The 25,775-nt window shown below is 42.5% G+C and carries 24 protein-coding genes; 4 read left to right on the top strand and 20 right to left on the bottom strand.

What is annotated here, in order from left to right; all coding sequences use genetic code 11:
- Positions 1-16 precede the first annotated feature (16 nt).
- Complete coding sequence (locus tag K1F36_RS06940; RefSeq protein ID WP_220113166.1) at positions 17-724, top strand: porin family protein; 708 nt, start codon at positions 17-19, stop codon at positions 722-724.
- Here K1F36_RS06940 and K1F36_RS06935 read toward each other — a convergent pair.
- From K1F36_RS06935 to rplM, 10 genes are all read right to left on the bottom strand, one after another.
- Positions 719-1,321, bottom strand: a complete 603-nt coding sequence (locus tag K1F36_RS06935) for a hypothetical protein (RefSeq protein WP_207034673.1) — start codon at positions 1,319-1,321, stop codon at positions 719-721. The two genes, K1F36_RS06940 and K1F36_RS06935, sit on opposite strands and share 6 nt — an antisense overlap.
- Positions 1,321-2,778 carry an RNA polymerase factor sigma-54 gene (gene rpoN, locus K1F36_RS06930; RefSeq protein ID WP_220113165.1) on the bottom strand — a complete coding sequence of 486 codons (1,458 nt, stop codon included), beginning with the start codon at positions 2,776-2,778 and terminating at the stop codon, positions 1,321-1,323. Before rpoN ends, K1F36_RS06935 begins: the two co-directional genes overlap by 1 nt.
- Before the next feature lie 48 nt (positions 2,779-2,826).
- Complete coding sequence (asnS, locus tag K1F36_RS06925) at positions 2,827-4,260, bottom strand: asparagine--tRNA ligase (RefSeq protein ID WP_220113164.1); 1,434 nt, start codon at positions 4,258-4,260, stop codon at positions 2,827-2,829.
- Positions 4,261-4,350: 90 nt separating this feature from the next.
- Complete coding sequence (locus tag K1F36_RS06920; RefSeq protein ID WP_220113163.1) at positions 4,351-6,750, bottom strand: efflux RND transporter permease subunit; 2,400 nt, start codon at positions 6,748-6,750, stop codon at positions 4,351-4,353.
- A gap of 75 nt (positions 6,751-6,825) precedes the next feature.
- Positions 6,826-7,380: a ribosome recycling factor gene (frr, locus tag K1F36_RS06915; RefSeq protein ID WP_220113162.1), complete on the bottom strand. Its 555-nt coding sequence runs from the start codon at positions 7,378-7,380 to the stop codon at positions 6,826-6,828.
- Between the two features lie 42 nt (positions 7,381-7,422).
- Positions 7,423-8,130, bottom strand: a complete 708-nt coding sequence (gene pyrH, locus K1F36_RS06910) for a UMP kinase (protein ID WP_207034683.1) — start codon at positions 8,128-8,130, stop codon at positions 7,423-7,425.
- Between the two features lie 131 nt (positions 8,131-8,261).
- Complete coding sequence (gene tsf / locus K1F36_RS06905) at positions 8,262-9,086, bottom strand: translation elongation factor Ts (RefSeq protein ID WP_220113161.1); 825 nt, start codon at positions 9,084-9,086, stop codon at positions 8,262-8,264.
- An 80-nt stretch (positions 9,087-9,166) separates the two neighbouring features.
- Positions 9,167-10,222: a 30S ribosomal protein S2 gene (gene rpsB, locus K1F36_RS06900; RefSeq protein ID WP_220113160.1), complete on the bottom strand. Its 1,056-nt coding sequence runs from the start codon at positions 10,220-10,222 to the stop codon at positions 9,167-9,169.
- Between the two features lie 225 nt (positions 10,223-10,447).
- On the bottom strand, positions 10,448-10,834 hold the full coding sequence (gene rpsI, locus K1F36_RS06895; RefSeq protein ID WP_220113159.1) for a 30S ribosomal protein S9: 387 nt from the start codon (positions 10,832-10,834) through the stop codon (positions 10,448-10,450).
- Positions 10,834-11,289, bottom strand: a complete 456-nt coding sequence (gene rplM / locus K1F36_RS06890; protein WP_207034691.1) for a 50S ribosomal protein L13 — start codon at positions 11,287-11,289, stop codon at positions 10,834-10,836. The genes rpsI and rplM overlap by 1 nt, the downstream gene beginning before the upstream one ends.
- 246 nt (positions 11,290-11,535) lie before the next feature.
- Here rplM and K1F36_RS06885 point away from each other — a divergent pair, with 246 nt between their 5' ends.
- Positions 11,536-14,187 carry a DUF5916 domain-containing protein gene (locus K1F36_RS06885; protein ID WP_220113158.1) on the top strand — a complete coding sequence of 884 codons (2,652 nt, stop codon included), beginning with the start codon at positions 11,536-11,538 and terminating at the stop codon, positions 14,185-14,187.
- Positions 14,188-14,232: 45 nt separating this feature from the next.
- Here the strand turns inward: K1F36_RS06885 and K1F36_RS06880 are convergent, their stop codons facing one another.
- The 5 genes from K1F36_RS06880 to hppD all read right to left on the bottom strand — a co-directional run bounded on the left by K1F36_RS06880 (position 14,233) and on the right by hppD (position 20,503).
- The gene (locus K1F36_RS06880; protein WP_220113157.1) at positions 14,233-15,333 is read right to left on the bottom strand and encodes a pyridoxal phosphate-dependent aminotransferase; all 1,101 of its coding nucleotides are present in this window, start codon (positions 15,331-15,333) and stop codon (positions 14,233-14,235) included.
- 421 nt (positions 15,334-15,754) lie between these two features.
- On the bottom strand, positions 15,755-16,624 hold the full coding sequence (locus K1F36_RS06875) for a flavin reductase family protein (protein WP_220113156.1): 870 nt from the start codon (positions 16,622-16,624) through the stop codon (positions 15,755-15,757).
- Between the two features lie 121 nt (positions 16,625-16,745).
- Positions 16,746-17,966: a fumarylacetoacetase gene (gene fahA / locus K1F36_RS06870; protein ID WP_220113155.1), complete on the bottom strand. Its 1,221-nt coding sequence runs from the start codon at positions 17,964-17,966 to the stop codon at positions 16,746-16,748.
- Between the two features lie 155 nt (positions 17,967-18,121).
- Positions 18,122-19,279, bottom strand: a complete 1,158-nt coding sequence (locus K1F36_RS06865) for a homogentisate 1,2-dioxygenase (RefSeq protein ID WP_220113154.1) — start codon at positions 19,277-19,279, stop codon at positions 18,122-18,124.
- A gap of 81 nt (positions 19,280-19,360) precedes the next feature.
- A complete protein-coding gene (hppD, locus tag K1F36_RS06860; protein ID WP_417943849.1) occupies positions 19,361-20,503 on the bottom strand; it encodes a 4-hydroxyphenylpyruvate dioxygenase in 1,143 nt (380 codons plus the stop codon).
- 167 nt (positions 20,504-20,670) lie between these two features.
- On the opposite strand from hppD, the gene K1F36_RS06855 reads away from it, so the two are divergent.
- The gene (locus K1F36_RS06855) at positions 20,671-21,117 is read left to right on the top strand and encodes a MarR family winged helix-turn-helix transcriptional regulator (protein ID WP_220113153.1); all 447 of its coding nucleotides are present in this window, start codon (positions 20,671-20,673) and stop codon (positions 21,115-21,117) included.
- On the opposite strand, the gene K1F36_RS06850 is transcribed toward K1F36_RS06855, so the two are convergent.
- Positions 21,114-21,851: a sulfite exporter TauE/SafE family protein gene (locus K1F36_RS06850; RefSeq protein ID WP_220113152.1), complete on the bottom strand. Its 738-nt coding sequence runs from the start codon at positions 21,849-21,851 to the stop codon at positions 21,114-21,116. The genes K1F36_RS06855 and K1F36_RS06850 overlap by 4 nt on opposite strands.
- Before the next feature lie 180 nt (positions 21,852-22,031).
- On the opposite strand from K1F36_RS06850, the gene K1F36_RS06845 reads away from it, so the two are divergent.
- Positions 22,032-22,595, top strand: coding sequence for a hypothetical protein (locus K1F36_RS06845; protein WP_220113151.1), 564 nt, complete (start codon positions 22,032-22,034; stop codon positions 22,593-22,595).
- Positions 22,596-22,650: 55 nt separating this feature from the next.
- Here the strand turns inward: K1F36_RS06845 and K1F36_RS06840 are convergent, their stop codons facing one another.
- From K1F36_RS06840 to K1F36_RS06825, 4 genes are all read right to left on the bottom strand, one after another.
- On the bottom strand, positions 22,651-23,265 hold the full coding sequence (locus K1F36_RS06840) for an SET domain-containing protein (RefSeq protein WP_220113150.1): 615 nt from the start codon (positions 23,263-23,265) through the stop codon (positions 22,651-22,653).
- Positions 23,266-23,386: 121 nt separating this feature from the next.
- The gene (locus K1F36_RS06835; protein ID WP_220113149.1) at positions 23,387-23,638 is read right to left on the bottom strand and encodes a thioredoxin family protein; all 252 of its coding nucleotides are present in this window, start codon (positions 23,636-23,638) and stop codon (positions 23,387-23,389) included.
- 24 nt (positions 23,639-23,662) lie between these two features.
- Positions 23,663-24,481, bottom strand: coding sequence for an NIPSNAP family protein (locus K1F36_RS06830; RefSeq protein WP_220113148.1), 819 nt, complete (start codon positions 24,479-24,481; stop codon positions 23,663-23,665).
- An 89-nt stretch (positions 24,482-24,570) separates the two neighbouring features.
- Complete coding sequence (locus K1F36_RS06825; RefSeq protein WP_220113147.1) at positions 24,571-25,755, bottom strand: MFS transporter; 1,185 nt, start codon at positions 25,753-25,755, stop codon at positions 24,571-24,573.
- Positions 25,756-25,775 lie beyond the last annotated feature (20 nt).

Raw genomic sequence — 25,775 nt, 5'->3', positions numbered from 1 at the left:
TGTTTTAAATTGTCACATGATTCAGTTGTTTTACAAGATTTCGATTATTTCACTTTGCATGCTGTGCTCTTGTTTTGTTTTGGGCCAATCAGCTACAGATAGCACACAGGTACAACCCGTGGATAACAGTTATCTGGAAGACCAGTTTTATATAGGTGTTGGATATAACGTGCTGTTGAATAGTCCTGATGCACTCGACCAGCGTAACCTTTCCTATAATCTGCAACTTGGTTTTATTAAAGATATTCCGCTCAACAGAAGGAGGAATTTTGGATTTGGTATTGGTTTGGGCTACGCCGCTAATTCATATTATTCCAATATGGGGGTAGCAGAGGACGGTGGTGTAAGGACTTATCAGATTGTAGATGATGAGAACTTCAACCGCAGTAAATTGGAAACACATGCCATAGAATTTCCTCTAGAGGTTAGGTGGCGTACATCTACAGCGACAGAATATAAGTTTTGGAGAATATATGCAGGAGCCAAATTGGGGTACGTGTTTTCTGGGAGATCCAAATTGGTTGCTGATGAGGGAAATGTTTCCTTCTCAAATGATGACATTGACACTCTACAGTACGGTCTTATGCTGAATTTTGGATATAATACATGGAACATCCATGCTTATTATAGTTTAAATCCTTTGTTGAAAGAAGGGGTTTCAATTGCAGGTGAATCCATCGATTTAAGAGTTCTACGGGTCGGACTCACCTTTTATATTCTATAGCCAGTATTTGAGAATAATTAGTTGGGAACAGCATCCTAGCATAAAACCAATCAATAGCTCATTTTTTGTATGGGCATTTAGGTATAATCTGGATGTAGCTACCATTCCGGTAAATAAGGTAAACAAACTAATGGCGATGGTAATATTGATTTCAAAATGAATGCTCAGCGCTACCATAAAGGTCAGAATGCTTCCCATCCCCAAAAGGTGCATACTGGTCTTGAACCGAAAAAACAACAGGACAATGGTAGCCGTAGTAGCCGTTAAGAGACCAGTAAAGTAATAAAAGAGCTCGTGTACGTAATTATTGGGTATTACCTTGTACAATATCATCAAAAAGATAATACAGCTAATATAGAGCGGATATTTGCGTTCTTGGATGGTCGGTAAAAATATAGAATTGATTACACCGAGATTTTTCAGGATCAGGAAAAAAATAATCGGAATAATCACCGTTAGTATAAAAATGGGGAGTATGTTCCCACTTTGGGTCTCTAAAGTGCTGTAAGGAGCCACCAAAAAATACACTATAGTCCCTCCAATCGGAATGAACAACGGATGGAATAGGTAAGATATAATGTTGTATACGTGGCGCATTATATTTCTTTTCGTAGCCTTGCCACTGGAATATCCAACTGCTCCCGGTATTTGGCTACGGTTCGCCGGGCAATAGGATACCCTTTTTCTTTTAGAATCTTGGCCAATTTTGCATCCGTAAGAGGTTTTTTCTTTTCCTCATCGCGAATAACGGTCTCTAGAATCTTTTTGATTTCCCTTGTAGATACATCCTCTCCCTGCTCATTTTTCATGGCCTCTGAAAAGAAATCCTTTATCAGTTTGGTGCCATAAGGAGTGTCCACATATTTACTGTTGGCCACCCTTGATACGGTGGATACGTCCATGTCTATTTTATCAGCAATATCCTTTAGGATCATGGGACGCAACTTGCGCTCGTCCCCGGTCATAAAGTACTCTTTTTGATATTCCATGATGGTACTCATGGTAATGTACAGTGTCTGTTGGCGCTGCCTGATGGCGTCTATGAACCATTTGGCGGCATCCAATTTCTGTTTGATGAACATGACGGTATCCTTCTGGGATTTGGACTTTTCCTTGGCGTTTTTGTAGCCTTCCAGCATATTACTGTACTCTTTGGACACATGTAGCTCTGGGGCGTTTCTCCCATTAAGGCTGAGTTCCAGTTCACCGTCCACGATTTTAATGGAAAAATCGGGAACAATATGTTCTATCATCCGGGTATTTCCTGAATACGACCCTCCCGGCTTTGGATTCAATTTTTCTATTTCTGAAATTGCCTCCTTAAGCTCTTCTTCTGAAACATGATGTTTTTGGATGAGCTTGGAATAATGCTTTTTTGTAAAATGTTCAAAAGAACGCTCAAGTATGCTAATGGCCAGTTCCACAGAAGGTTTAGGCTCCTTGCGTTTTAATTGTATAATCAAGCATTCGTCCAACGAACGGGAAGCAACCCCCGGAGGGTCTAGATCTTGAACGATCTTCAGAACTTGTTTTATTTTATCTTCCTCAACGTAAATGTTCTGTGTAAAGGCAAGGTCGTCCATTATATCTGGAAGAGGTCGGCGTATGTAGCCACTTTCGTCCACACTGCCCACCAAAAATTCGGCAATGGCCCATTCTTGGTCATCCAGATAGACTGTGTTGAGCTGGGTGAGTAAATATTGCGTAAAGGACGTGCCTGCAGCATAGGGAACCCTTTTGTCCTCGTCATCTGCGCTATAATTGTTGGCCTGGGTTCTGTAATCCGGTATTTCGTCATCGCTCAAGTAGTCATCAATATTGATTTCCTCCGTGTCGATGCTTTCATTGTCATCCGAATCATCATAGGTATCCTCGTACATGTCATCCAGAACATCGCTCTCCTCTTTTCCGCTCTCCAATGCAGGATTTTCTTCCAGCTCCTGCTTTAACTTTTGTTCAAAAGCCAGTGTTGGCAATTGAATAAGTTTCATGAGCTGAATCTGCTGTGGAGACAGTTTTTGGGAAAGTTTAAACTGTAGATGTTGTTTCAGCATACGGATTGATAATTTACAATCTTACCTTCTTAAAATAATAAAATCAAATTAAAACTCGGCGTTCTGCGGTGTTCTAGGGTAGGGGATTACATCTCTAATGTTGCCCATTCCTGTGGCAAATTGAACCATACGCTCAAATCCTAGTCCAAATCCACTGTGTACGGCAGTACCAAATTTTCTAAGGTCAAGGTACCACCAAAGTTCTTTGGCGTCTATGTCGAGTTCCTTTATTTTTTGTTCCAGCACATCCAAACGTTCTTCTCTTTGTGACCCACCTACGATTTCACCGATACCAGGGAAAAGTACGTCCATAGCTCTCACTGTTTTGCCGTCCTCGTTCAATCGCATGTAAAAAGCCTTGATGTTCGCAGGGTAATCAAAAAGGATTACCGGACATTTAAAGTGCTTTTCCACCAAGAAACGTTCGTGCTCACTTTGTAGGTCTGCACCCCATTCATCAATAGGGAATTGGAACTTTTTCTTTTTGTTGGGCTTACTGTTCTTCAATATATCAATGGCTTCGGTGTAAGATACCCTTTTAAAGTTGTTCTCTACAACGAATTTCAACTTCTCGATAAGGGCCATCTCCGAGCGTTCGTTCTGTGGTTTGGCCTTTTCTTCGTCCAATAAGCGTTTTTCCAAGAATTCAAGATCATCCTGGCAATGGTCCAGTACGTATTGAATAATGTATTTTATAAAATCTTCTGCAAGATCCATATTGGCATCAAGATCATAGAAAGCCATTTCAGGTTCTATCATCCAGAATTCCGCCAAGTGGCGGGATGTATTGGAGTTCTCTGCCCTAAATGTAGGTCCAAAAGTATAGACCTTGCCAAGTCCCATGGCATAGGTCTCGGCTTCCAATTGTCCCGATACGGTAAGGTTGGTCTCTTTTCCAAAAAAGTCCTCGGAGTAATCTACCTCACCGGATTCGTTCAATGGTGGTTTTTTGGCATCCAAGGTGGATACACGGAACATTTCACCAGCGCCTTCTGCATCCGAACCGGTAATGATAGGGGCATGCATATAGTAGAATCCATTTTGCTGAAAGTAGCTGTGAACAGCAAATGAAAGTACTGACCTCACACGCATTACGGCAGAAAAGGTATTGGTCCTTACCCGAAGATGAGCCTTCTCCCTTAAAAACTCCAACGAGTGTTTTTTGGGTTGGATAGGATAGGTCTCCGGGTCTGCCGTTCCGTGAACGAATATATCGGTTACTTGGATTTCTACACTCTGCCCACGGCCTTGACTTTCTTCCAAAGCCCCTGTTACTTTTAGGGCGGCCCCGGTCGAAATCTTTTTGAGCAATGCTTCGTCCAGATTTTCAAAATCGACTACACATTGGATATTATGTATGGTGGAACCATCGTTAAGGGCGATAAATCGGTTACTTCTAAATGTTTTTACCCATCCATTTACTTCAACGGAATCTCCTACGGGTTGCTTTTCTAGCAATTCTTTTATGGAATAAGACATCATTCTAAAACTATGGTGATTTAGTTGGTAAAGATAGGTTTTTGATAAAAAATGATGGCAATGGATTGGCCTAATTTATGTCTATTGTAAACACTATTTTTCCTTGGGGTTGTCCTCGTCCTGGGGCAATATGTCGATTTGAGGTTTTTTGAGCACTTGCTTGTTGGCAATGCTTCGTTCCAAAGACAATAACAAGGAAGGTAGCAGAATCAAATTGGAAAGCATGGCGAAGAGCAAGGTGGCCGATACCAGTCCTCCCAACGCTTTGGTGCCCCCAAAACTTGAGATGATAAATACAGAAAACCCAAAGAACAGCACAATGGAGGTGTAGAACATGCTCACTCCCGTCTCACGCAAGGCCGCATACACCGACCGTTTGATGTGCCAACGATTTGCGGTGAGTTCCTGCCGGTATTTTGCCAAAAAGTGGATCGTATCGTCAACGGATATCCCAAAAGCGATACTGAACACCAAGATGGTAGATGGTTTTATGGGTACTCCCAAATAACCCATGAGGCCGGCTGTTATGACCAGTGGCAATAGGTTGGGCACCAAGGATATGATCACCATTCTAAAAGACCGGAACAGGTAGGCCATAAAAAGGGAAATCAAGCCTATGGCCAGTGCAAGTGACAATAATAGGTTTTTTACCAGATATTTAGTCCCTTTTAGGAACAATAAAGCTTTACCCGTCATAAAAACGTTGTACCTCTCGTCTGGGAATTCCTTTGTGATGGCTTGTTGCACATCTTTTTCGATTTCCTCCATACGATCGATTTTTACATCGCGCATATAGGTGGTCAAACGGGCAGTTTGCCCTGTGCTGTCCACAAAGCTTTGCAAAAGGTCGGCCCCACCTGTAGATGACTTTTGAACAGCACTCATGATGAAGGTGTTCTCTTGGCTGGTAGGAAGTTGGTAGTATTTTGGAATACCGTTGTAGTATGCCTGCTTGGAATATTTTACCAGGTCAACTATAGAGATTGGTCTTGATAGTTCCGGTATTTCGTCTATAACGGTTCCCAAACGGTCCATGCGTTTTAAGGTCGCTGGCTTCACCACTCCATTTTTTCGTTTGGTATCCACTACAATTTCCATGGGCATGATGCCGTCAAACTCTGCTTCAAAAAATTGGATGTCCTTGTAGAAATGGCTGTTCTTGGGCAAATCCTCAATCCTACTTCCGGTGATGCGCATCTGGTAAATACCAATAATACTCAAGACTAAAACAGCAACGGTGGTGATATAAACTGCAATTCGATGGTTTCTAACAATGTTTTCCATCCAGTTCACAAAAAGGTCCATCCACTTTTTGTTCAGGTGCTTTAGGTGCTTGGTCTTGGGAAGCGACATAAAGCTGTATACGATTGGGATGATTAAAAGGGAAAGGATAAAAATCCCGATAATGTTGATCGAAGCAACAATACCAAATTCTTTGAGTAGATCGCTATCCAAAATAATGAAGGTGGCAAAACCTGATGCCGTGGTAATGTTTGTCATCAATGTGGCATTGCCAATTTTGGAAATCACCCGCTGAAGGGATAGTGCTTGATTACCATGTTTTTTGACTTCTTGCTGATATTTATTGATCAAGAAAATACAATTGGGAATACCGATTACAATGATCAAAGGGGGGATCAATGCCGTTAAGATGGTTATTTCATACCTTAAAAGGCCAAGTATTCCAAAGGCCCACATCACCCCGATAATGACCACGCACATGGAGATAAAGGTTGCCCTGAAACTCCTAAAGAAAAAGAAAAATATAAGGGATGTGACCAAAAGTGCACCTACGATGAACAGTCCGATCTCATCAATAATGGATTTGGTGTTCCAAGTACGGATATAGGGCATCCCGGAAATACGAACATCCATTTGGGTCTCTTGTTCAAAGTCTTCCACGAGTTCGGCAAGATCATTCAAGATAAACTCGTTCCTTACCGCAGTGTTCATAATGTCCTTGTCCAGATAAACTACCGTCTGTATAGTTCCGCTTTCAGGATTGTACACTAAGTTATCGTAAAATGGAAGTTCTTTGAACAGGTGGTTGGTAAGGGAGTCGATTTCCTGCTTGGTCTTTGGAGCATGGGAAATCAAAGGTTCCATGGAGAAGGTCTGGGTCTCATTATCTTTAATGAGTTCCTTTAAGTTCTCTAGGGAAATCACATAATCAACTTCTGGAAATGCATCAAGCTGTTTGCTCAATGTATTCCAACGGTTAAAGTTTTTTGGTGTGAATAGGGCGGAATCCCTAATGGCAAGAACAATAGCATTGCCTTCTTCACCAAAGATTTTGGTAAAAGCGTTGTATTGAATACTAGCTGGATGGTCGTCTGGCAGAATATTGGCTTCTGTATTGGAAAACTGCATGTTTTTCCATTGCATGGCCAAAAAAACGGTAATGCCGATAACCGTCAAAAGAATCAGGATTCTATTGCGGAGTATAATGCTAGCGACCTTGGGCCAAAATCCTTTAGTGAGCTTTGCTACCATTTGGGTTTTGTTGGCCGCAAAGGTAGAAAATGATATGCTGTGTTCCTAGGAAAGTAGCTGGTCAAAATCCAAGTTTTATACCTTCATGATCTCCGCTTCTTTGGCGGTGAGGATAGCGTCGACCCTGTCGATGTATTTGTTGGTTAGTTCCTGGACATCTACTTCGGCATTTCTCAAAAGGTCTTCGGAAATATCCAACTCTTTCAATTCTTTATTTGCCTCTTGTCTAGCGCTTCGTATACTTACTTTGGCATCCTCGGCCTCTCCTTTTGCCTGCTTTGCCAATTGTATCCTTCGCTCTTCCGTTAATGGTGGAACGTTAATGATTATGGTTTCCCCGTTGTTCATTGGGTTGAACCCCAAATTAGCATTCATGATGGCGGTCTCTATTTCACCCAACAGGTTTTTTTCCCATGGTTGAACCGATAGGGTACGTGCATCGGGAGTATTGATGTTGGATACTTGGGAAAGTGGTGTCTGCGAACCATAATAGTCTACCATTACCGTAGAAAGCATTATTGGGCTTGCTTTACCGGCCCTAATCTTGGTCAATGCCTTTTGCAAGTGTTCAATACTTGCTTCCATACTTTCTTTTGTGCTATCAAGAATAAATTTTACATCTTCGTCCATAACTTTCAAATTTATTAAATTGAAACCAAAGTTTATGTCAACTTATACGTTGACCACTGTTCCTATATTTTCTCCGGATACTATTTTCATTAAGTTGCCTTGAGTGTTCATGTCGAACACTACAATGGGCAGTTCGTTTTCCTGGCTTAGTGTAAATGCTGTGGTGTCCATAACCTTGAGTCCTTTGGAAAGCACTTCGTTGAAGGAAATGGAGTCAAACTTTGTTGCGTTCTTATCTTTTTCCGGGTCGGAGGTGTAAATGCCATCCACACGGGTTCCCTTTAAAATGACATCTGCCTTAATTTCGATGGCCCTTAAAACAGCGGCTGAGTCCGTGGTGAAGTAGGGGTTTCCGGTTCCGCCACCAAAAATGACGACCCTGCCTTTTTCTAGGTGACGAATAGCTCTTCTTCTAATAAAAGGTTCGGCCACCTCATTGATCTTGATGGCTGATTGTAATCTGGTCTGAACTCCCTTGAGTTCCAATGCGCTTTGTAGGGCCAGACCGTTGATCACCGTTGCCAGCATACCCATATGATCGCCCTGAACGCGGTCCATTCCTTGGCTTGCGCCGGCGAGACCCCTGAAAATATTACCACCACCTATAACTATGGCGACTTCAACGCCCTTTTCGATTACAGCTTGTATTTCTTCGGCATATTCGTCCAATCGCTTGGCGTCTATACCGTATTGTTGTTCGCCCATAAGGGCTTCCCCACTTAGTTTTAATAAAATTCTTTTGTAATGCATTGAGAGTTTCTTGAAGTCCGGACAAAAATAATCAAAAATATTTATGGCAAATGAAGAATTGTGGGTTAGATCTGGGCATAAAAAAACCGCTTCGAAAGGGAAGCGGTTTTTTATATTATTCTGTTGGCGAATTAGCCTAGTGCAACTCTTGTGAAACCTGTAACTTCCAAACTGGAATCCACAGATTTAACGTATTCTGCTACACTTTGCTTGCTGTCTTTAATGAAAGCTTGGTTCACCAAAGTGTTGTCTTTAAAGAAACGGTTCAATTTACCTTTTGCGATGTTGTCCAACATAGCTTCTGGTTTTCCTTCTTGACGTAATTGATCTTTAGCGATTTCAATTTCCTTGTCAATGATGGATTGATCTACACCTTCCTCGTTAAGGGCAACTGGATTCATTGCGGCAGCTTGCATGGCTACGTCCTTTGCAGCTTCAGCAGCACCATCAACATTGGCGGACAAACCTACCAATGTAGCAATTTTGTTTCCAGCGTGAATGTAGGAACCTACAAATGGGGCGCTCAATTTGTCAAAGCTTCCGATTTCTATTTTCTCACCGATTACACCAGTTTGCTCTGTCAATTTATCGGAAACTGTCATTCCCTCAAAAGAAGCAGCTAGGAAATCGTCTTTACTGTCAAAACCAAGTGCCAAATCTGCCAAATCGTTTGCAAGTTTTACAAAGCTATCGTTTTTGGCAACGAAGTCGGTCTCACAGTTAAGGGAGATTACTACTCCTTGTGTATTGTCATCGTTCACTTTTGCGATGGCAGCACCTTCGGAAGATTCTCTGTCAGCTCTTTTAGCAGCAACTTTTTGACCTTGTTTTCTTAGGATTTCAATTGCTTGGTCAAAATCACCATCTGCTTCGACCAAAGCTTTTTTACAATCCATCATACCAGCTCCAGTAGCCTTTCTTAAATTATTTACCTCTGCGGCAGTAATCTTTGCCATTTTTCTTTTCTTTTAAAATTTTATGTAAAGTAAAACACTAAAAAAGTGTTTTTGTTTAGGACAATGTTAAATCAATGGGTTTATTCAACTCCACCTTTTACGCTGTCTTGCCATTCTTTAAGTTCGTCCCACTCACCATCGGCAGCCATTTTTGCTTGTTTTGGCCAAGATGTTGGGTCTAGGTGAGCCAAAGTTGAGCTAGCTTCCGTCAAAGTTTCTTTGATGTCGTCAGCGTCAGCTTTTGCCAATTCAGCATAAGTTGTGATTCCGCTTTCTACCAAAGCCTCGGCAGCTTTAGGTCCTATGCCTTCAATTTTGGTAAGGTCGTCTGCTTTAACTTCTTTTTTAGGAGCGGCTTCAGCTTTTTTGGCTGATTTTTCTTCAGAAGATTTTTTCTCTTTTTTAGGAGCATCCTCTTCTTTGTCCTTACCACTGCCTTTTTCGCTCTTGCGCTCTTCCAATCCTTCGGCTACTGCACTAGTTACGGATTCCAAGATAGCTTCGATGGATTTACCTGCATCGTCGTTGGATGGAATTGCGTAATCAACATCACGAGGGTCGGAGTTGGTATCTACCATTGCAAAAATCGGGATGTTCAATTTTTGTGCCTCTTTTACCGCAATGTGCTCACGCATGGTATCCACGATAAAAAGTGCACCTGGCAAACGGGTCATGTCAGCAATCGAACCCAAGTTTTTGTCCAACTTCGCACGAAGACGATCAACTTGCAATCTTTCCTTTTTAGAAAGGGTGTTGAAAGTACCGTCCTTCTTCATGCGGTCGATAGAAGCCATTTTTTTAACGGCTTTACGAATGGTTACAAAGTTGGTCAACATACCACCTGGCCATCTTTCTGTGATGTAAGGCATGTTTACTTTGGATACTTTGTCCGCAACAATGTCTTTTGCTTGTTTTTTTGTGGCTACGAAAAGGATTTTTCTTCCTGATGCAGCGATTTTCTTAAGGGCCTCGTTGGCTTCCTCAAGTTTTGCAACCGTTTTGTAAAGGTTGATTACGTGGATCCCGTTACGCTCCATGTAGATGTAGGGCGCCATGTTCGGGTTCCACTTTCTAGTAAGGTGTCCAAAATGCACACCTGCTTCCAGTAAGTCTTTTACTTCAATTTTACTTGCCATTTTTTGTACTTAGTTTACGTTCCGTTGTAAGTAGCAATGTGCAGGTGGTCACAAATTTTGTTCGCCCTGCCCATTTAGATGCTAAACCAGTTTCCAAAAAGTCGATAATTTTATCCCTTTTGGAACAACGACAACTTTGGTTAAAAATTTAACCCTGAAATTTGGATGTTTTCAGGGTTTTCAATGAACTTATCTATAATTGAGTGTCGAAACACCCAATGTATATTAACGTTTGGAGAATTGGAATTTCTTACGGGCTTTCTTCTGACCGAATTTCTTTCTTTCCACCATTCTTGGATCCCTTGTCAACAAACCTTCTGGTTTAAGGATTCCCCTGTTTTCGATATCAATTTCGCACATTGCCCTGGACAAGGCCAAACGTACGGCTTCTGCTTGACCAGTGATACCGCCACCGTAAACATTTACTTTTACGTCGTAGTTTCCTTCGGTCTCGGTTAAAGTAAAAGGTTGTTTTACTTTATATTGCAATGTACCTGTGGTAAAATAATCGTTAAGATCTCTTTTGTTTACTGTAATGTTTCCAGAACCTTCGGAAACGTAAACTCTGGCCACAGCTGTTTTTCTTCTGCCTATCTTATGAACCACTTCCATTATTTGTAGTCGTTTAAGTTTATTGCTTTTGGTTTTTGCGCTTCTTGTCCGTGCTCTGCACCGGCATATACCTTAAGGTTTCTGAAAAGTTCAGCTCCAAGCTTGTTCTTTGGAAGCATTCCTTTTACAGAGTTCTCAATGATGCGCTCAGGATGCTTTTCCAATACTTCCTTCGCAGAAGCGGAACGTTGTCCACCTGGATAACCTGTGTATCTTTGATATTCCTTATCGTCCCACTTGTTTCCGGTCATGTCGATTTTCTCGGCATTGATGACAATTACATTGTCCCCACAATCAACATGAGGGGTAAAGTTGGTCTTATATTTCCCTCTAAGTATCTTGGCTACTTTAGACGCCAATCTTCCTAAGGTCTGTCCTTCAGCATCAACCAATAACCATTGCTTGTCAACAGTAGATTTATTGGCGGAAATAGTTTTATAACTTAATGTATCCACTTCTCGAATATTATTGATTTAAATAACCTATCCCGATTAACGGGCTGCAAATGTACAATTATTAGATTGAATTACAAACGGTTGATTGGGAATATTTTTTCACTTTTTTCAAATTCAATATTAAAGCATAAAAATCGGCCAAAAGATAGATCGGTAAAATGTTAAAAAGAGTTAAAAATAGTTTGAACTGTAACTCTACACAATTTCCTAGGTCTTTATCGTGTCAATCAATCAAAAAACGAACACGTGAGAAACGCAGCTCTGGTTTTCCTGACCCTATTCCTCATTTTTTCCGCACAAGCACAAGATTCCACCGAAGTCATCATCAAAAAGAAGTATACTACCCAATCTTTGGGCGAGTATGTGGCGCCCACTATTAATGGTATATTGGAAGACGAGGCGTGGAACCTAGTTGAATGGGGCGGGGACTATGTTGAGTGGCAGCCCGATGAGAATACACCTCCATCACATCAAACCCAATTCAAAATACTTTACGATAGCAAGAACTTATATATAGGTGTGCGGTGTTTTGATGACGAGCCTGATAAAATTGTGAAGCGTTTATCCCGAAGGGACGGATTTGATGGGGACTGGGTGGAGTTCAATATTGATAGCTATTTTGATAAACGTACCGCTTTCTCCTTTACCATTACGGCTGCAGGTGTGAAAGGAGATGAGTTTATATCAAACAATGGAAATAATTGGGACGAAAGTTGGAACCCTATTTGGTATGCCAAAACCAATGTTGATGATAAGGGATGGACGGCTGAGCTGCGCATCCCTTTGAGTCAGTTAAAATTTGGAAATGCAGAAGAGCAAGTTTGGGGACTCCAGTCCACACGTCGTTTTTTTAGAAGTGAGGAACGTTCGCTCTGGCAACGTAAACCTGTAGATCAGCCCGGTTGGGTGAGCGAGTTTGGAGAGCTGCATGGGTTAAAGAACATTGAACCTCAAAAGCAGTTGGAAATTCAGCCTTATACCGTCGCCAAAACCGAAACCTACGAAGCCGAGGAAGGAAATCCGTTCCGGGACGGTAGCGAGAGCAATATCACCGCTGGACTCGATGCTAAAATAGGAATCACCAATGACCTTACCTTGGATTTGACTGTAAACCCAGATTTTGGTCAGGTAGATGCAGACCCCTCCGCCATTGCGCTGGATGGTTTTCAGATATTTTTTCAAGAACGTCGTCCCTTTTTTGTGGAGAACAAGAATATTTTTGATTTTAGTGTCTCCCAATCCGAAGCGGGCAACACTTTTGGGTCGGACAATATTTTCTATTCCCGTAGGATAGGCAGAAGTCCGCAGGGATATCCAGACACCGCAGATGGCGAGTTCGTGGACCAACCCGACAATACCCCGATCATTGGTGCAGCCAAGTTTAGTGGAAAAACCAAAGATGGATGGGCCATAGGCGTTCTCGAAAGTGTGACCGCCCAACGGACCGCTACTATAATAAATGATGAAGGCGGGACTCGAAAAGAAATGGTAGAGCCCTTGACCAATTATTTTGTGGGAAGGTTGCAAAAGGATTTCAACGAGAGAAACTCCTATATCGGGGGCATTTTTACAGCGACCAACCGCGAACAAATCCCCGAACAGCTTAATTTTCTGCATGATGCCGCGTACACGGGCGGACTGGATTTTAAACATCAATGGGCCAATCGGGACTGGTATGTTGGTGGCAATATTACCATGAGCCATGTTCGAGGTAGTGAGGAAGCCATTACCAATACCCAACAATCCATTACGCACTTGTTCAATAGGGTGGGCGCGGACCATGTTGCCGTGGATACCACAAGGACATCGCTTACGGGTACGGGAGGAAATGTGCAAATAGGTAAGATAGGCAACGGACATTGGAAATTTGAATCCGGGGCCACATGGCGTTCCCCTGAACTGGAACTCAACGATATCGGGTTTCAGCGTCAGGCAGATGATGTGCGTCACTACACTTGGATTGGATATCAAACCCTAAAACCGGATAGTACCTTTAGGCGTGTGGGCATCAATTATAACCACTGGACAGCATGGGATTTTCAGGGGAATCACAATTATTTGCAGTTCAATACCAACAGTTGGCAAAACTGGAAAAACAACTACCAGACCAATATCGGGTTCAATTTTGCGCCGATTGAGTATTCCAACTTCGCATTACGGGGCGGTCCTAGATTGCGACAGTCTCCGTGGGTGAGCTTTTGGAATAATATCAGCACGGATTATCGAAAAAAATTACGGTTTTCTTTTTATCATAATGGGCGAAGAGCTTTGGACAACTCCATCAAGAACTATTATATGGAGGGAGGGTTTGCGTACCAACCGATAAATGCCTTGCGGGTTTCCGTATTCCCTTCTTTGGACATCAATCATGACAAACTTCAGTTCATTGATAATTTTGACGATATAAATGGTTCACCAAGATATCTGAATGGAAAAATAGATCAGCATACTTTGAGTATGTCCGTTCGGTTGAACTATACCATTAATCCCAACCTGACCATTCAGTATTGGGGGCAACCATTTATTTCCCGGGGACGCTATTCCAATTTTAAACATATTACCGACCCTGTCGCCAAGGTTTTCGAAGATAGATTTGTCCAATACACTTCGGAACAGACCAGTTTATCCGATGGCACTTATGCTATTGATGAGGATTTGGACGGGGTAGCCGATTTTAGTTTTGATAACCCCGATTTTTCCTTTGTGCAGTTTCGTTCCAACTTGGTTATTCGATGGGAGTACATCCCGGGCTCGGAAATATTCTTGGTATGGTCGCAAGACGTTTCAAGAGATGGAAATCCTACAAATGGTTTGTTGTCCAGTTTGGGCGACAATATCTTCGGACAAAAACCACAGAACATCTTCTTATTGAAGGCTACGTATCGGTTTGTATTGTAATTGTCACATCGAGCGCAGTCGAGATGTCTCATAAAGAAGTATCAATTATACTTCAATTATCTTTTTGAGTGCTGTCACCATAGCAGCATTCGCCTCTTTATTGCCTATGGTAATACGTACTTTTCCAGGGGCGCCAAATTGTGAAACAGGTCGTACCATAATACCCTGTTCCATCATTTTATCGGTGAACTCCATTTCGGGGAATGGCGGATCAATGATAAAAAAGTTGGCTTGGCTCGGCCAATATTTGATGCCGAGTTCATCAAAGGCTTTGGCTACAAAAGTTCTGCCTTCCAAAACCGTTTTTACGGTTGCCTCGATGAATTCGGTGTCGTTCAAAGCCCCAATGGCAGCCTCGATTGAAGTCAATGGTAATAAAAAAGGTTTGTGTATCAAACGTACATAATTGGCAATGGTTGTCGTGGTATACCCATATCCGATGCGTTGCCCAGCCAATCCGTAGGTTTTGGAAAAACTGTTGAGTCCAATCACATTGTGACCTTCCAATACATAGGGCAATGCGGTAACATAATCCTCAGCGTCCGCAAAATGGCGGTAGACTTCATCAAACACCACCACAATATTTTTGGGGACACGCGCCATAAAATCGTCCATTACGGATTTTGGAATGTAGGTTCCCGTAGGATTGTTGGGACTGGTCAAAAAAATGATCTTGGTCTTCTCCGTGATGGCATTCAAAATACCTTCCACATCCAAATCGTAGTTGGGAGATAGTAAAGGAACATCTACCTGATTGGCACCATACCATCTCGAAAAAACGGAGTAGGGCAAAAAGCACGGGTTAGAAAATATCACTTCGTCCCCTTCGTTGATGAAAGCCCGTAGTAGTATATCAATGACCTCAGAACCGCTATTTCCGCACAAAAATTGGTCTGCGCTCAACTGGCCATCAAAATCTTGGATCAAGGCTTCGCGTAAACGAATATCGGTCTGGTCGGGGTAGATATCGATATTGCCCAGTGCTGCTTTCATAGCAGCAACGGCCTTGGGCGATGCACCCAAAGGATTTTCGTTGGAGGATAGTTTATATATTTTTTTATCCGTCGGGGGAATGTTTTTTCCGCCTTTATAGACTTCTTTCGGCACCAAATGGGCCTTGAAAATGGATTTTATATTTTTTTTCATCTTTTGGTTTTGGTCTTTTATTTCCACCATGACAAATTATTTCTAACAGAATAGGCAGTTGCTATGGCTAAACCAATTGTTGTTATGATATAGAGAAGACAAATTGTGCTATGTGAACTTTTTTTAACGTGTTTACTTAAAATCTTTTGATACCTGCTAATAAAATATACATAGTTAATGATGATTAATGTTGTCAATACAATCGAGCTTCTATAATCTAAAAATTTAACGCTAATTCCTTTTATTTGAAATAAGTAAATATCTCTTAAGACAAGGAAATTAAGCCCTAATAAAACTGACATTACTAGAATGGTTGATAGGAAGGGGATTTTGGATTTGTCTCCTTTTTTTGTTTTATCATAGTAGTGATATAAAAAGCCAAAAAAGTAATGATACATTTTCTTCTATTTAGCCAAAAAAATCATAAACCCTCCGCAAACAACAAATACGCCATCGCCTTTTCCGTATCACCCTCTTCCAACAACTGTTTGGCCAAGGTATGCAATTCGGTTTTGGATTTATTTTGAACTCCATCAACCTCAATAACAGTTTTAATTGCTTCGGTAGTGGGCAATTGTTCCAAATTCCCCAATCGCCCTAAATTGTTTCCTGTGAGTATCTCGCTTTCACGAATCCCTTTCGGCAATGCATCTACCCCAATTCCATGAGTGCGGATGGGCTTTGGAATCTCAAACAAGGATTCTTTTATGGCTCGGATGTACCAGTTGCCTCCCATACGGCCCACCAAATCCAACTTTTCGGTGTCCAGAATATCATCGGTTAAGTACGCATCGTTGATGTGAATCATGTCCACTTGGGCAATGATCAAGTTTCCTGCTCCTGGGGTTTGGGCCAGTTCCACTACTTCCAAAACCGAACATTCAAAAGATACGGGTGCTTCGCCCACGCGTGGTGGTTTTACTTTTACGCTGGGAACTTCAGTAAAGCCCGCTTTTACAAATTCGTTGACCCCTTTGTCATAAGCAGTGCTCGAGAGCGACATCTGCTCCGCCATTTTGTGGTTCACCACATTGATGACCACTTCGGGCACTTCTACCACATTTTGATGCGTATGTTTTAAGGAATTGTCCCTGCCGCTTCGTGTTGGGGAAAACACCATCACGGGCGGATTGGAACTGAAGACGTTAAAAAAACTGTACGGGCTCAAATTTACTTTGCCCTCGGCATCCACGGTGCTTGCAAAGCAAATCGGCCTTGGAGCCACCGCAGTGGATAGAATAGTGTAAAGTTCGGGTTGAGGTATGGTGGTTGGGTCTAAGGTTTTTATCATTTAGATTGATTTTGTTTTATTGTTCCTGCGCCTCGGCAGTAATCGATATTGTTTTAAAGTGGGTGACTGAGCGGTGTCGAAGTCACCATTCAATAGTTTCGACTCCGCTCAGCTGCCAAAATTATTTAGCAGGCAACACTTTAGTGGTCACTTCGCCAAATCCGACTCTAATATCGTCTTTTTGTGCGTAACCTTTCATTGTTACCGTATCACCGTCTTCAATGAATTTGCGTTCGCTTCCATTTTTTAGTTTGACGGGTTTTGTACCGCCCCAGGACAATTCCAACATAGAACCAAAACTGTTTTCTTCCTTACCGGAAATGGTTCCGGAAGCCATCATATCCCCAATGTTGATGTTGCATCCATTTACCGTATGATGCGCCAATTGCTGGGCCATATTCCAGTACATATGTTTAAAGTTGCTCAGGCAAACGGTGGTTTCCTCACCTTTTTCTGGTTGGATGCGGACTTCTAAATTGATGTCATAATTTTTGTCGCCCTCAAATTGCAAATAAGGCAATACTTCAGGCTCTTGTTTGGGCCCTGTTAGTTTGAAGGGTTCCAAAGCCTCTAAGGTCACTACCCACGGAGAAATCGATGAGGCAAAATTCTTGGCCAGAAACGGGCCAAGCGGTACATATTCCCATTTTTGGATATCCCTGGCCGACCAATCGTTGAACAATACCAGCCCGAAGATGTAATCCTCAGCATTTTTGGTAGAGATGGATTCGCCCAATGGCGTCTCTTTTCCGCAAATGAATCCCATTTCCAATTCAAAATCCAAACGTTGCGTAGGACCAAAAACGGGAGCCTCTGCATCGTTGGGCTTTGTTTGACCTTTGGGACGATAAATGGGCTGTCCGCTCACGATAATGGAACTTGCCCTCCCGTGATAGCCGACTGGAATGTGCTTCCAATTGGGCAAGAGCGCATTTTCTGGGTCACGGAACATTTTCCCTACATTGGTGGCATGTTCCAAACTTGAATAAAAATCCGTGTAATCACCAATGGCAACGGGCATATGCATCTGGGCTTCGGATTGCTTCACAAAGAGCTCTGGCTTTCCGGCCAAGACTGACTCGCGATCCTTTAACCAATACTGAATCTTTTTGCGTACCCGTGTCGTGATTTCCTTCCCAAGGGAAATAAAATCGTTCAAGGTATCTTTTTCCAGTAGCGCCGTGTTGAAATCGAACACGTCCAATTCGGCCACGGCGGCCAAATCCAAAATATGTTCGCCTACGGCAACCCCTACCCTTGGACTTCTATCCTTGGTGGAAAAAATCCCGAAGGGAATATTGTGAATCGAAAAATCTGAGTTTTCAGGTATATCTATGATCATTGAATGGTATGTGTAATTCCTGCACTTCGGCTTTGCTCAGCATTAACTCTGGCAGTACTCTGTTTTTTTGTCATTTCGAAAGGATGTGAGAAATCTGAATTTTAGATTTCTCCATCGCTTGGCTCATTTCGAAATGACCCTCAATTCAATCAAATTTACTCCAACCACGATTTATAATACTTTCCATCATCAATTTTGAGGGCGTTCTCCGTAACCTGCAAGGGTTTGAAGGTATCGATCATCACGGCCAACTCCTCTGTGCCCTTTTTGCCTATACTCGCCTCGTACGTGCCAGGGTGTGGCCCGTGCGGAATCCCTGCTGGATGCAACGATATATAACCCGGCCCTATCCCTGTCCGGCTCATAAAATCCCCATCCACGTAGTACAATACTTCGTCCGAATCTATATTGGAATGGTTGTACGGCGCTGGAATAGATTTTGGGTGGTAATCATACAGCCTGGGGCAGAATGAACATATCACAAAAGCACCGGTCTCAAATGTTTGATGTACAGGTGGCGGTTGGTGCACGCGTCCCGTAATCGGTTCAAAATTATGGATGGAAAACCCGTAAGGGAAGTTGTAACCGTCCCAGCCTACTACATCAAAAGGATGTGTGGCATAAACGAGTTGATGCAACATGCCTTGCTTTTTGATTTTCATTAGAAACTCTCCTTTTTCATCAAAAGTTTCCAAGTCCTGAGGCAATTTGTAATCGCGCTCACAGAAAGGGGAGTGCTCCAAAAGTTGTCCGAACCAGTTCCGATACCGTTTTGGGGTATAAATTGGATGGAAGGACTCAGCGTATAAAATGCGGTTGTCCTCTGTATCAAACTCTATTTGATAGATCATCCCACGTGGAATGATGAGGTAATCCCCATACTCAAACGGAATATTGCCCAAAAAGGTTTTTAAGGTCCCCGCTCCTTTGTGGATAAAGAGCATCTCATCCGCATCGGCATTTTTATAAAAATAATCCGTCAGCGATTTTTTTGGAGCGGCCAAACCTACATGCACGTCGTTGTTCACCAAAAGGGGTTCGCGCGATTCCAAGAAATCATCTTTGGGAGCTACATCAAAACCGATGAACTTACGGCTAGTAATGTTCTTTTCCACCGCAATCTTTGGGCTCACGTCCAAGGCTTTTCCTATTTCCTTGACCTGCGTAGGCCGATGTACGTGATAGGAAAGCGAGGACATTCCATCAAATCCGATGGTACCGAAAAGCTGCTCGTAATAGAGTCCTCCACCAGGTTTTTCGAATTGGGTATGACGCTTGGGCGGAATTTTCCCGAGTTTATGATAAATAGGCATTTTTTTATCAGTTTTGAGTTTAAAGTTATGAGTTATGAGTCTGAAATTCAATAACCCATAACTCATCACTCTTAACTATGATTAATGCAATGTGCCACGAAGCTCTTGCTCACGCTCTATGGCTTCGAACAGTGCTTTAAAGTTACCTTTTCCAAACGACTGTGCACCCTTTCTTTGGATAATTTCAAAGAACATCGTTGGTCTGGGCTCTACCGGTTTGGTGAAGATTTGCAATAGGTACCCTTCGTCATCGCGGTCCACCAAGATGCCCAGTTCTTTCAACGGGGCAATATCCTCGTCAATTTCACCGACACGGTCGGAAACGGCATCGTAATAGGTTGCTGGAACCCGTAGGAATTCTACACCTCGGCTTCTAAGGTCGCGAACGGTCTGGATGATGTCATCCGTGGCAACAGCAATATGTTGAACGCCTTCATCCTCATAAAAGTCCAAATATTCTTCTACTTGGGATTTTTTCTGCCCTTCGGCAGGCTCGTTGATAGGAAATTTAATTCTTCCGTTTCCGTTGCTCATCACTTTGCTCATCAAAGCGGTGTATTCGGTAGAGATATCCTTGTCATCAAAAGAAAGGATGTTCTTGAACCCCAACACATCCTCGTAGAACTTCACCCAATGGTTCATTTTGTTCCATCCTACGTTGCCTACCATGTGATCCACAAATTTTAGACCGGTAGGCTCTGGATTGTAATCGGGTGTTTCCCATTTTTTAAACCCGGGAAGAAATGTTCCGTTGTAATCCTTGCGTTCCACAAAAATATGGATGGTCTCCCCGTAGGTATGGATTCCTGCGCGCACCACTTTTCCATTCTTATCCTCTTCAACTTTAGGCTCCATATAGGATTTGGCACCGCGTTGCATGGCATTGTTATAAGCTATGGTGGCATCATCTACCCAAAGGGCCACGACTTTTACACCATCACCATGTTTGTCGATATGTTTGCCTATTTCGGTTCCACTTTTCAGGGGAGAGGTAAGTACCAATCGAATTTTATCCTGCACCACTACGTAGCTCTCACGGTCTTGCAGACCAGTTTCCAAACCTGCCTGAGCGTACGATTGAAAACCGAAAGCCGTTTTGTAGAAATGTGCTGCTTGCTTGGAGTTGCCTACATATAGTTCGATGTAATCTGTCCCGTTTATGGGCATAAAATCTTCGGTAGTGTTTGCTCCTTGTGGAATAGTGGATGTTTCCATGGTGTCCATATTTTTTTGTTTAGTCCTTATTATTGTTGCATCAACAACAAAAATAATAATTTTGGGATACGAAAACGATTTTACCTACTCAATTTTGAGTTAAAATTTTTGATGCTCTTTGTCAATGGCACTTGTGAAAATAGGAATTCCTATTTTTGTGGCTATTCTTTTAAAAAATGCTCAGTCGTATCGATGAAATACAGGGAATGGGGTTCCATTTGGATTTGGTGCTCCGCAAGATTCAAAAGGCCTATTTGCGCAAATTTGATGAGCTTGGTGTGGACACGACCATTGAGCAATGGGTGATTCTTTATCAAATCCATCAATTGGGAGATGATGCGAGTCAACGGGACATTGTGAACGAGAACTTTCGGAACAGGGCCACGACCTCACGTGTCATTGCAGGTCTGGAGCGTAAAGGCTGGATTTCCAAGACTCGTTTTGAAGGTGATCAAAAGCGATTTAAATTAGAACTTACCCCCAAAGGACAGGAAATCTTGAATATTACTCTGCCCAGTGCCCTAGCTTTACGAAAACTTGCCGTTAAGGATGTGGACACATCGGAATTTGAAATCTTTTTAAAGGTTTTGGACAGAATCGGGGAGAATTACGAAGAAAACTAAACCCAATGGTCAAAAGCCAGCTTGGCGATGGTTACCAAGCCAATCAATAGTATTAAGATCAAGCTGATTTTTCTAAACTTTTCCTGTGGGATATACTTTAATATTCTTTTCCCCAAGTAAGTGCCTATCAATCCAATAGCGAATAAAAATGGAAGGTACATCAACTCTTGTTTACCAATATATCCATTGCCATAATAAACGAAGGTCCGTGAGAAATCGATCATAAAATCGATGAACGCCGAAGTAGCGATGAAAGCACTTTTTTCCAAATTAAAGGCGGCCATGGTAAGTCCGCGAATGGCCCCTCCAGTTCCCAAGAGGCCTGCTGAGAAGCCCGATAGTGCCCCTCCGATTATCGAGTTCTTTTTGTTGGGCAGCACAATGATTTCACTTTTAATCAAGAACAAAAGACTGAAAACCACAAGGAAAACCCCCAACACAATTTCCAGTGCATAACTGTTAGCTATTTTGGATAGAAAACCACCTATAATGACGAAGAGCACGGATGGAACCCCGATGTAAAGCAATAATTTTTTGTCCAGCCCTTTTTTGAACAGGAAAATCTTGCTGATGTTGCTGGACAAATGAAAAATGGCCGTCATTCCAAGTACGGAGTAGAAATCAAAATAAAAATTACCGATCGGTACAAAGAATACCGAAGAGCCAAAGCCCCCGATGGTCCCGATAATTTCGGCTACCAGGGCGAGCAGAAGAAAAATGTAGTCTACTTTCATTCGTTTGAAAGATAGTGTGGTTTGCTGAATGGTATTTAATTTTGTGTCATTTTAACCAAAAAAAATCTTAAAACCAGGTTTTTGTGTTAATTGAGCATATAAACTGGATAATCTATTAGACGTCAGGGTAGGAAAACTACCCCAACTTTGTACCTGTATAACTTTAGATATACAATTGCTATGAAAAAGAATAATTTTTATCCAACAATATGGTCGACAGCACCTTACACTCCGAGTGTCCTTACCGATTGGTATGGCTCGGAGAACAAAGGAGCAGAGTTGATTTTGTCCAATGAGGCCGCAACGGCTTATCATGTTTCAGAAATGACATTGAACATTACCAAGTTTTCAGCAATAGATGAACAAGGTAAAGAACATTTTATAATAGATTTTCCCGGTCAAAACCCGGTAACGTTCAAGGGTATCGGATCTGGCAACTTTATACGCTCCAAGAGCGTACTTTCCCTGCCCGAAGGTAAATACACTGCATTTCGCTTTTACATGGCGGGATGGGGCAACCAGTTTATTTACCACGATGGGGTGGAGGAAACCGCCAATTCGTTCGATCGTCTGGATTTTCGAATCGAGAACGGATTTAGGGTGGCTAAGGGCAATGCACCCGAAGTTAAATTGTGGTTTGACTTTGCTCCCTACCAGTGGAAGCGACACTTTAAACCGCTTACGGATTTGTTTATTGGGAGTAAAAGTCAAAAACCACGATTGGCCAATAGTTTTGGCAATTGATTGATTAAGCTATGAAAAGGAATGAAAAAGGCACCGTTTGGGTGCCTTTTTTATTTTAAACGGTCTGTTCCGAAATTTCTATCGGCACACCGTGGTAAAAGTTGTTGAGTATCGAGTCCATTTCTTCCCGACCCGCAACAATATTTTCGATTTTGTCCCAAAGTTCCTCTGGAAGGAGTCCGCGTAAAGGCTGTTGCTGTTTGGTAATGTTCCCAAAGACCTTTTTGATCTTGTTGTCCCAGACCTTATAGTATTTTAATAGGTCGTCGGGGTACACGATCTTTCGTCGGGTCCCTTCGTCGGCCGCCCGAAATGGCAAAGGAATGTTCAGGTAACCGTAATCATCGGTCAATTGTTCCCCTGGTTGAATGTCCCTGATGGCAATTTCAAAATCGTAGGCTGTAGTAAGGCAGTTGGAATTGAAACTATGGTTAACGTACCTTCCGTTGTCCCAACATAAAATGTAGTTGCCCTTGTTGTTTCGAAAAGTATAGGTGTCCAATATATTTTGATAGATCGGTGCCATCTGTTGTAATTCCAAGGGAGTGAATTCTCTGTCCAATTGGTCCAATACCCATGTAACGGTTCCCGCGGGAATAAACTTTGTAGCGACCACGCCGTACCCAATTTCGTTGCTGATAAAGCGCAGTTCTGTATCTGGATGAATCATTTTATATGTAATGAATTTTTGAATGAAGGTATAAAATTGTTCGATCCGTTGATTGAAAATTTACAGGGGTGCGCTACGTTTCAAATTAAATGCTAACTATATTGATTTTTAGTGAGTTGATTCATTTTTTTTTGAGTACTTCGTACACTGAAAAACTGCGGGCAAACTGATGCATTTCCTTGCCGTCCGCCTTGATGATGACCACAGGCAGCGTAAATACCATGGACTGTCCAGTAAATTCCGTTTCTTCCTCCACATCCACCACGCGAATGTTGACATCGGGAAAATTTTCCTGAACGGCTTCCAATAGTTTTGGTTTCAGTACCTTGCAGACACCACAGGTTTTACTCGTAAAATAGATAAGTTCCATCATCTATGTTGCAATGGGGTCTTATTCCTAATAATCCGAATATTCGGTGGGGTACAACAACCAGATATCCGCATGGGATACGTTGTTTTCATATTTGGATATGGCAATGAGTTCCTTCCACTCAGGAGAATCCACAAAAGCCTCCCAATTTTTATCTCTGGTGGCCATATCGGGATGGGTGGTCATATACATTAAATTGGGCATTTTGGGTCCTGAAAGTACTTCCCCATAGAACACAGCGTTGAAACCCAATCGGTCAAAAAGTTTGACTTCCCCACCTGCGTTGAACATATCCACTTTGTTGCGATAGTATTCTTCCGTGGGCGATTCATAGCTTCGCAGTTCGTAGATCCGTTCCGCGCGTGGACCGTCCAAGTTGGGAGTTTCCATCTGCGGCATATCGGAGAAAGCCTGCATTAGGATGGATTCTATATGATTATAGGGCGGATTATCGTAATTCGCATCGATGTAGGAACTTCCAGCAGCTAGGTAGGTGCTGTCCTCAAGAATTTTATTTTCCAATGCCCGAAAGTCATCCAAACTTTCAAAAGGCAATAAAACATAGGTTTTCTGCACAGTATCGGTTTCCGTGACCCTTGATTTGAATACCCCGACCTTGTCGATACCCTGTTTTTTTACGGCGGGCAAAAAGGCGTTTTTTAGATAGGCATCGGTAGCGTTGACCTGCTCTTCGGAACTGAAGTAGTAGATTTTTAGTTGATAAAACTCCCGTTCATCTTGTACGGTTTCGGGAGTCTCGGCAGTTGCTGTGGTTTCGGGCTTTGGATTGCCACAGCTTGCTATGGCCAGTACGACCAAAAGCATGGTTAGTTTGATAATTTTCATCTTAGTCCAGTTTAGTTTGATGTGATATGGTCTTTTGTTTTAAAAAAGACATTTCAAGATAGGGATTTATTTGATCACAGCGGGATTGATCATCGGCCGAAAGATGGTTTGCTTTTAAAGGCCAGCGCCATCAGACCAAGAAGCGGTCCCAACGCTAAAATCATGTACACTGAATTGGAACCTGTCCACGTTCGCATTTCATTCAGCAATTGAATACTGACAATGGTAATGGCAAAACCTACGCAGTTTACGATGGTGAGCGCTGTTCCTTTTATTTCCGTAGATGCATTTTGTGCCACCAAGGTGGAAAACAATGGTGAATCTGCAATGACCACCACCCCCCAAAAAATGAGAAAGGCCACAAAAAGTATTTCGGATTCTTGACTAAATAGGAAAGGGGAAACCAAACAGCAGAAGCACGAAAGCAATAGCGCCATAAATGCCACTTTCTTGGTCCCGATTGATTGGGCGAGATACCCGCCTAAAACACAGGCCAATCCTCCAACTCCTATGATCAGAAAGGACAGCAGCGGAATGTTGAACATGGTTTGTGGATGCAACAGGGCGTAGGTCTGCAACATGATCGGAACGAACGCCCAAAACGCGTAGAGTTCCCACATATGCCCAAAATACCCGAAGGCCGCCGAGCGGAAGCTTTTGTTCCGAAATACGGTTAAAAAAGCGGACAATTGTAATTGTTGACTTTGTTTACGGTAAGGTCCGTTGGGAACAAGCGTGACCATTAAAGTTCCGCCCAATAGGGATAGGGACGAGGTCGAAACTATAACGGCTTTCCAAGAAAAGGTATCGGTCATTTCTTTTAACAAATGTGGAAATGCAGTACCGACCACGAGCGCGCCAACCAAATATCCCAATGATTTACCGAGACCTTTTTCAAAATAGTCTGCGGCAATCTTCATGCCTACGGGATAGATGCCCGCGAGAAAAAATCCTGTAAAAAACCGAAAGGAGAGGAGACTACCTAAGCTGTTACCTTCCCAAACCACCCCCAAATTGAAAAGTGCCCCCAAAACAGCACAGGAAAAAAATACCTTGGATGGGGAAAACCTATCGGCAATGGACAAAACGGCAAAGACCAAGGTACCGACGATAAACCCAAACTGGACTGCAGAGGTCAGGTGGCCCACAGCATTGTCATTTAGCCCGAAGGTGGCCACCAAATCGCGCATAACCCCATTGCTCGCAAACCAAAGCGAAGTACAGCAAAACTGTGACAACACGATGATGGGGAGGATGTGTTTGGAGGGGTTCATTTAGAATTTTTCAAGGATGG

This window comes from Flagellimonas abyssi, assembly GCF_019457905.1.
GTDB classification, from domain to species: domain Bacteria; phylum Bacteroidota; class Bacteroidia; order Flavobacteriales; family Flavobacteriaceae; genus Flagellimonas; species Flagellimonas abyssi.
The sequence above is the reverse complement of the archived record's forward strand: the minus strand, read 5'-3'. Positions and strand labels throughout refer to the sequence as shown.

Bases quoted from the DNA above. Each gene is read 5' to 3' on its own strand.
- K1F36_RS06865 (WP_220113154.1), bottom strand. From the start codon at position 19,279: ATGCCTATTTATCATAAACTCGGGAAAATTCCGCCCAAGCGTCATACC.
- rpsB (WP_220113160.1), bottom strand. From the start codon at position 10,222: ATGGCAAGTAAAATTGAAGTAAAAGACTTACTGGAAGCAGGTGTGCAT.
- K1F36_RS06845 (WP_220113151.1), top strand. From the start codon at position 22,032: ATGAAAAAGAATAATTTTTATCCAACAATATGGTCGACAGCACCTTAC.
- tsf (WP_220113161.1), bottom strand. From the start codon at position 9,086: ATGGCAAAGATTACTGCCGCAGAGGTAAATAATTTAAGAAAGGCTACT.
- K1F36_RS06920 (WP_220113163.1), bottom strand. From the start codon at position 6,750: ATGGTAGCAAAGCTCACTAAAGGATTTTGGCCCAAGGTCGCTAGCATT.
- K1F36_RS06940 (WP_220113166.1), top strand. From the start codon at position 17: ATGATTCAGTTGTTTTACAAGATTTCGATTATTTCACTTTGCATGCTG.
- K1F36_RS06880 (WP_220113157.1), bottom strand. From the start codon at position 15,333: ATGAAAAAAAATATAAAATCCATTTTCAAGGCCCATTTGGTGCCGAAA.
- fahA (WP_220113155.1), bottom strand. From the start codon at position 17,966: ATGATCATAGATATACCTGAAAACTCAGATTTTTCGATTCACAATATT.
- K1F36_RS06825 (WP_220113147.1), bottom strand. From the start codon at position 25,755: ATGAACCCCTCCAAACACATCCTCCCCATCATCGTGTTGTCACAGTTT.
- rpoN (WP_220113165.1), bottom strand. From the start codon at position 2,778: ATGCTGAAACAACATCTACAGTTTAAACTTTCCCAAAAACTGTCTCCA.
- K1F36_RS06875 (WP_220113156.1), bottom strand. From the start codon at position 16,624: ATGATAAAAACCTTAGACCCAACCACCATACCTCAACCCGAACTTTAC.
- K1F36_RS06855 (WP_220113153.1), top strand. From the start codon at position 20,671: ATGCTCAGTCGTATCGATGAAATACAGGGAATGGGGTTCCATTTGGAT.
- K1F36_RS06835 (WP_220113149.1), bottom strand. From the start codon at position 23,638: ATGATGGAACTTATCTATTTTACGAGTAAAACCTGTGGTGTCTGCAAG.
- K1F36_RS06830 (WP_220113148.1), bottom strand. From the start codon at position 24,481: ATGAAAATTATCAAACTAACCATGCTTTTGGTCGTACTGGCCATAGCA.
- asnS (WP_220113164.1), bottom strand. From the start codon at position 4,260: ATGATGTCTTATTCCATAAAAGAATTGCTAGAAAAGCAACCCGTAGGA.
- hppD (WP_417943849.1), bottom strand. From the start codon at position 20,503: ATGGACACCATGGAAACATCCACTATTCCACAAGGAGCAAACACTACC.
- pyrH (WP_207034683.1), bottom strand. From the start codon at position 8,130: ATGCATTACAAAAGAATTTTATTAAAACTAAGTGGGGAAGCCCTTATG.
- frr (WP_220113162.1), bottom strand. From the start codon at position 7,380: ATGGACGAAGATGTAAAATTTATTCTTGATAGCACAAAAGAAAGTATG.
- rpsI (WP_220113159.1), bottom strand. From the start codon at position 10,834: ATGGAAGTGGTTCATAAGATAGGCAGAAGAAAAACAGCTGTGGCCAGA.
- K1F36_RS06850 (WP_220113152.1), bottom strand. From the start codon at position 21,851: ATGAAAGTAGACTACATTTTTCTTCTGCTCGCCCTGGTAGCCGAAATT.
- K1F36_RS06935 (WP_207034673.1), bottom strand. From the start codon at position 1,321: ATGCGCCACGTATACAACATTATATCTTACCTATTCCATCCGTTGTTC.
- K1F36_RS06840 (WP_220113150.1), bottom strand. From the start codon at position 23,265: ATGATTCATCCAGATACAGAACTGCGCTTTATCAGCAACGAAATTGGG.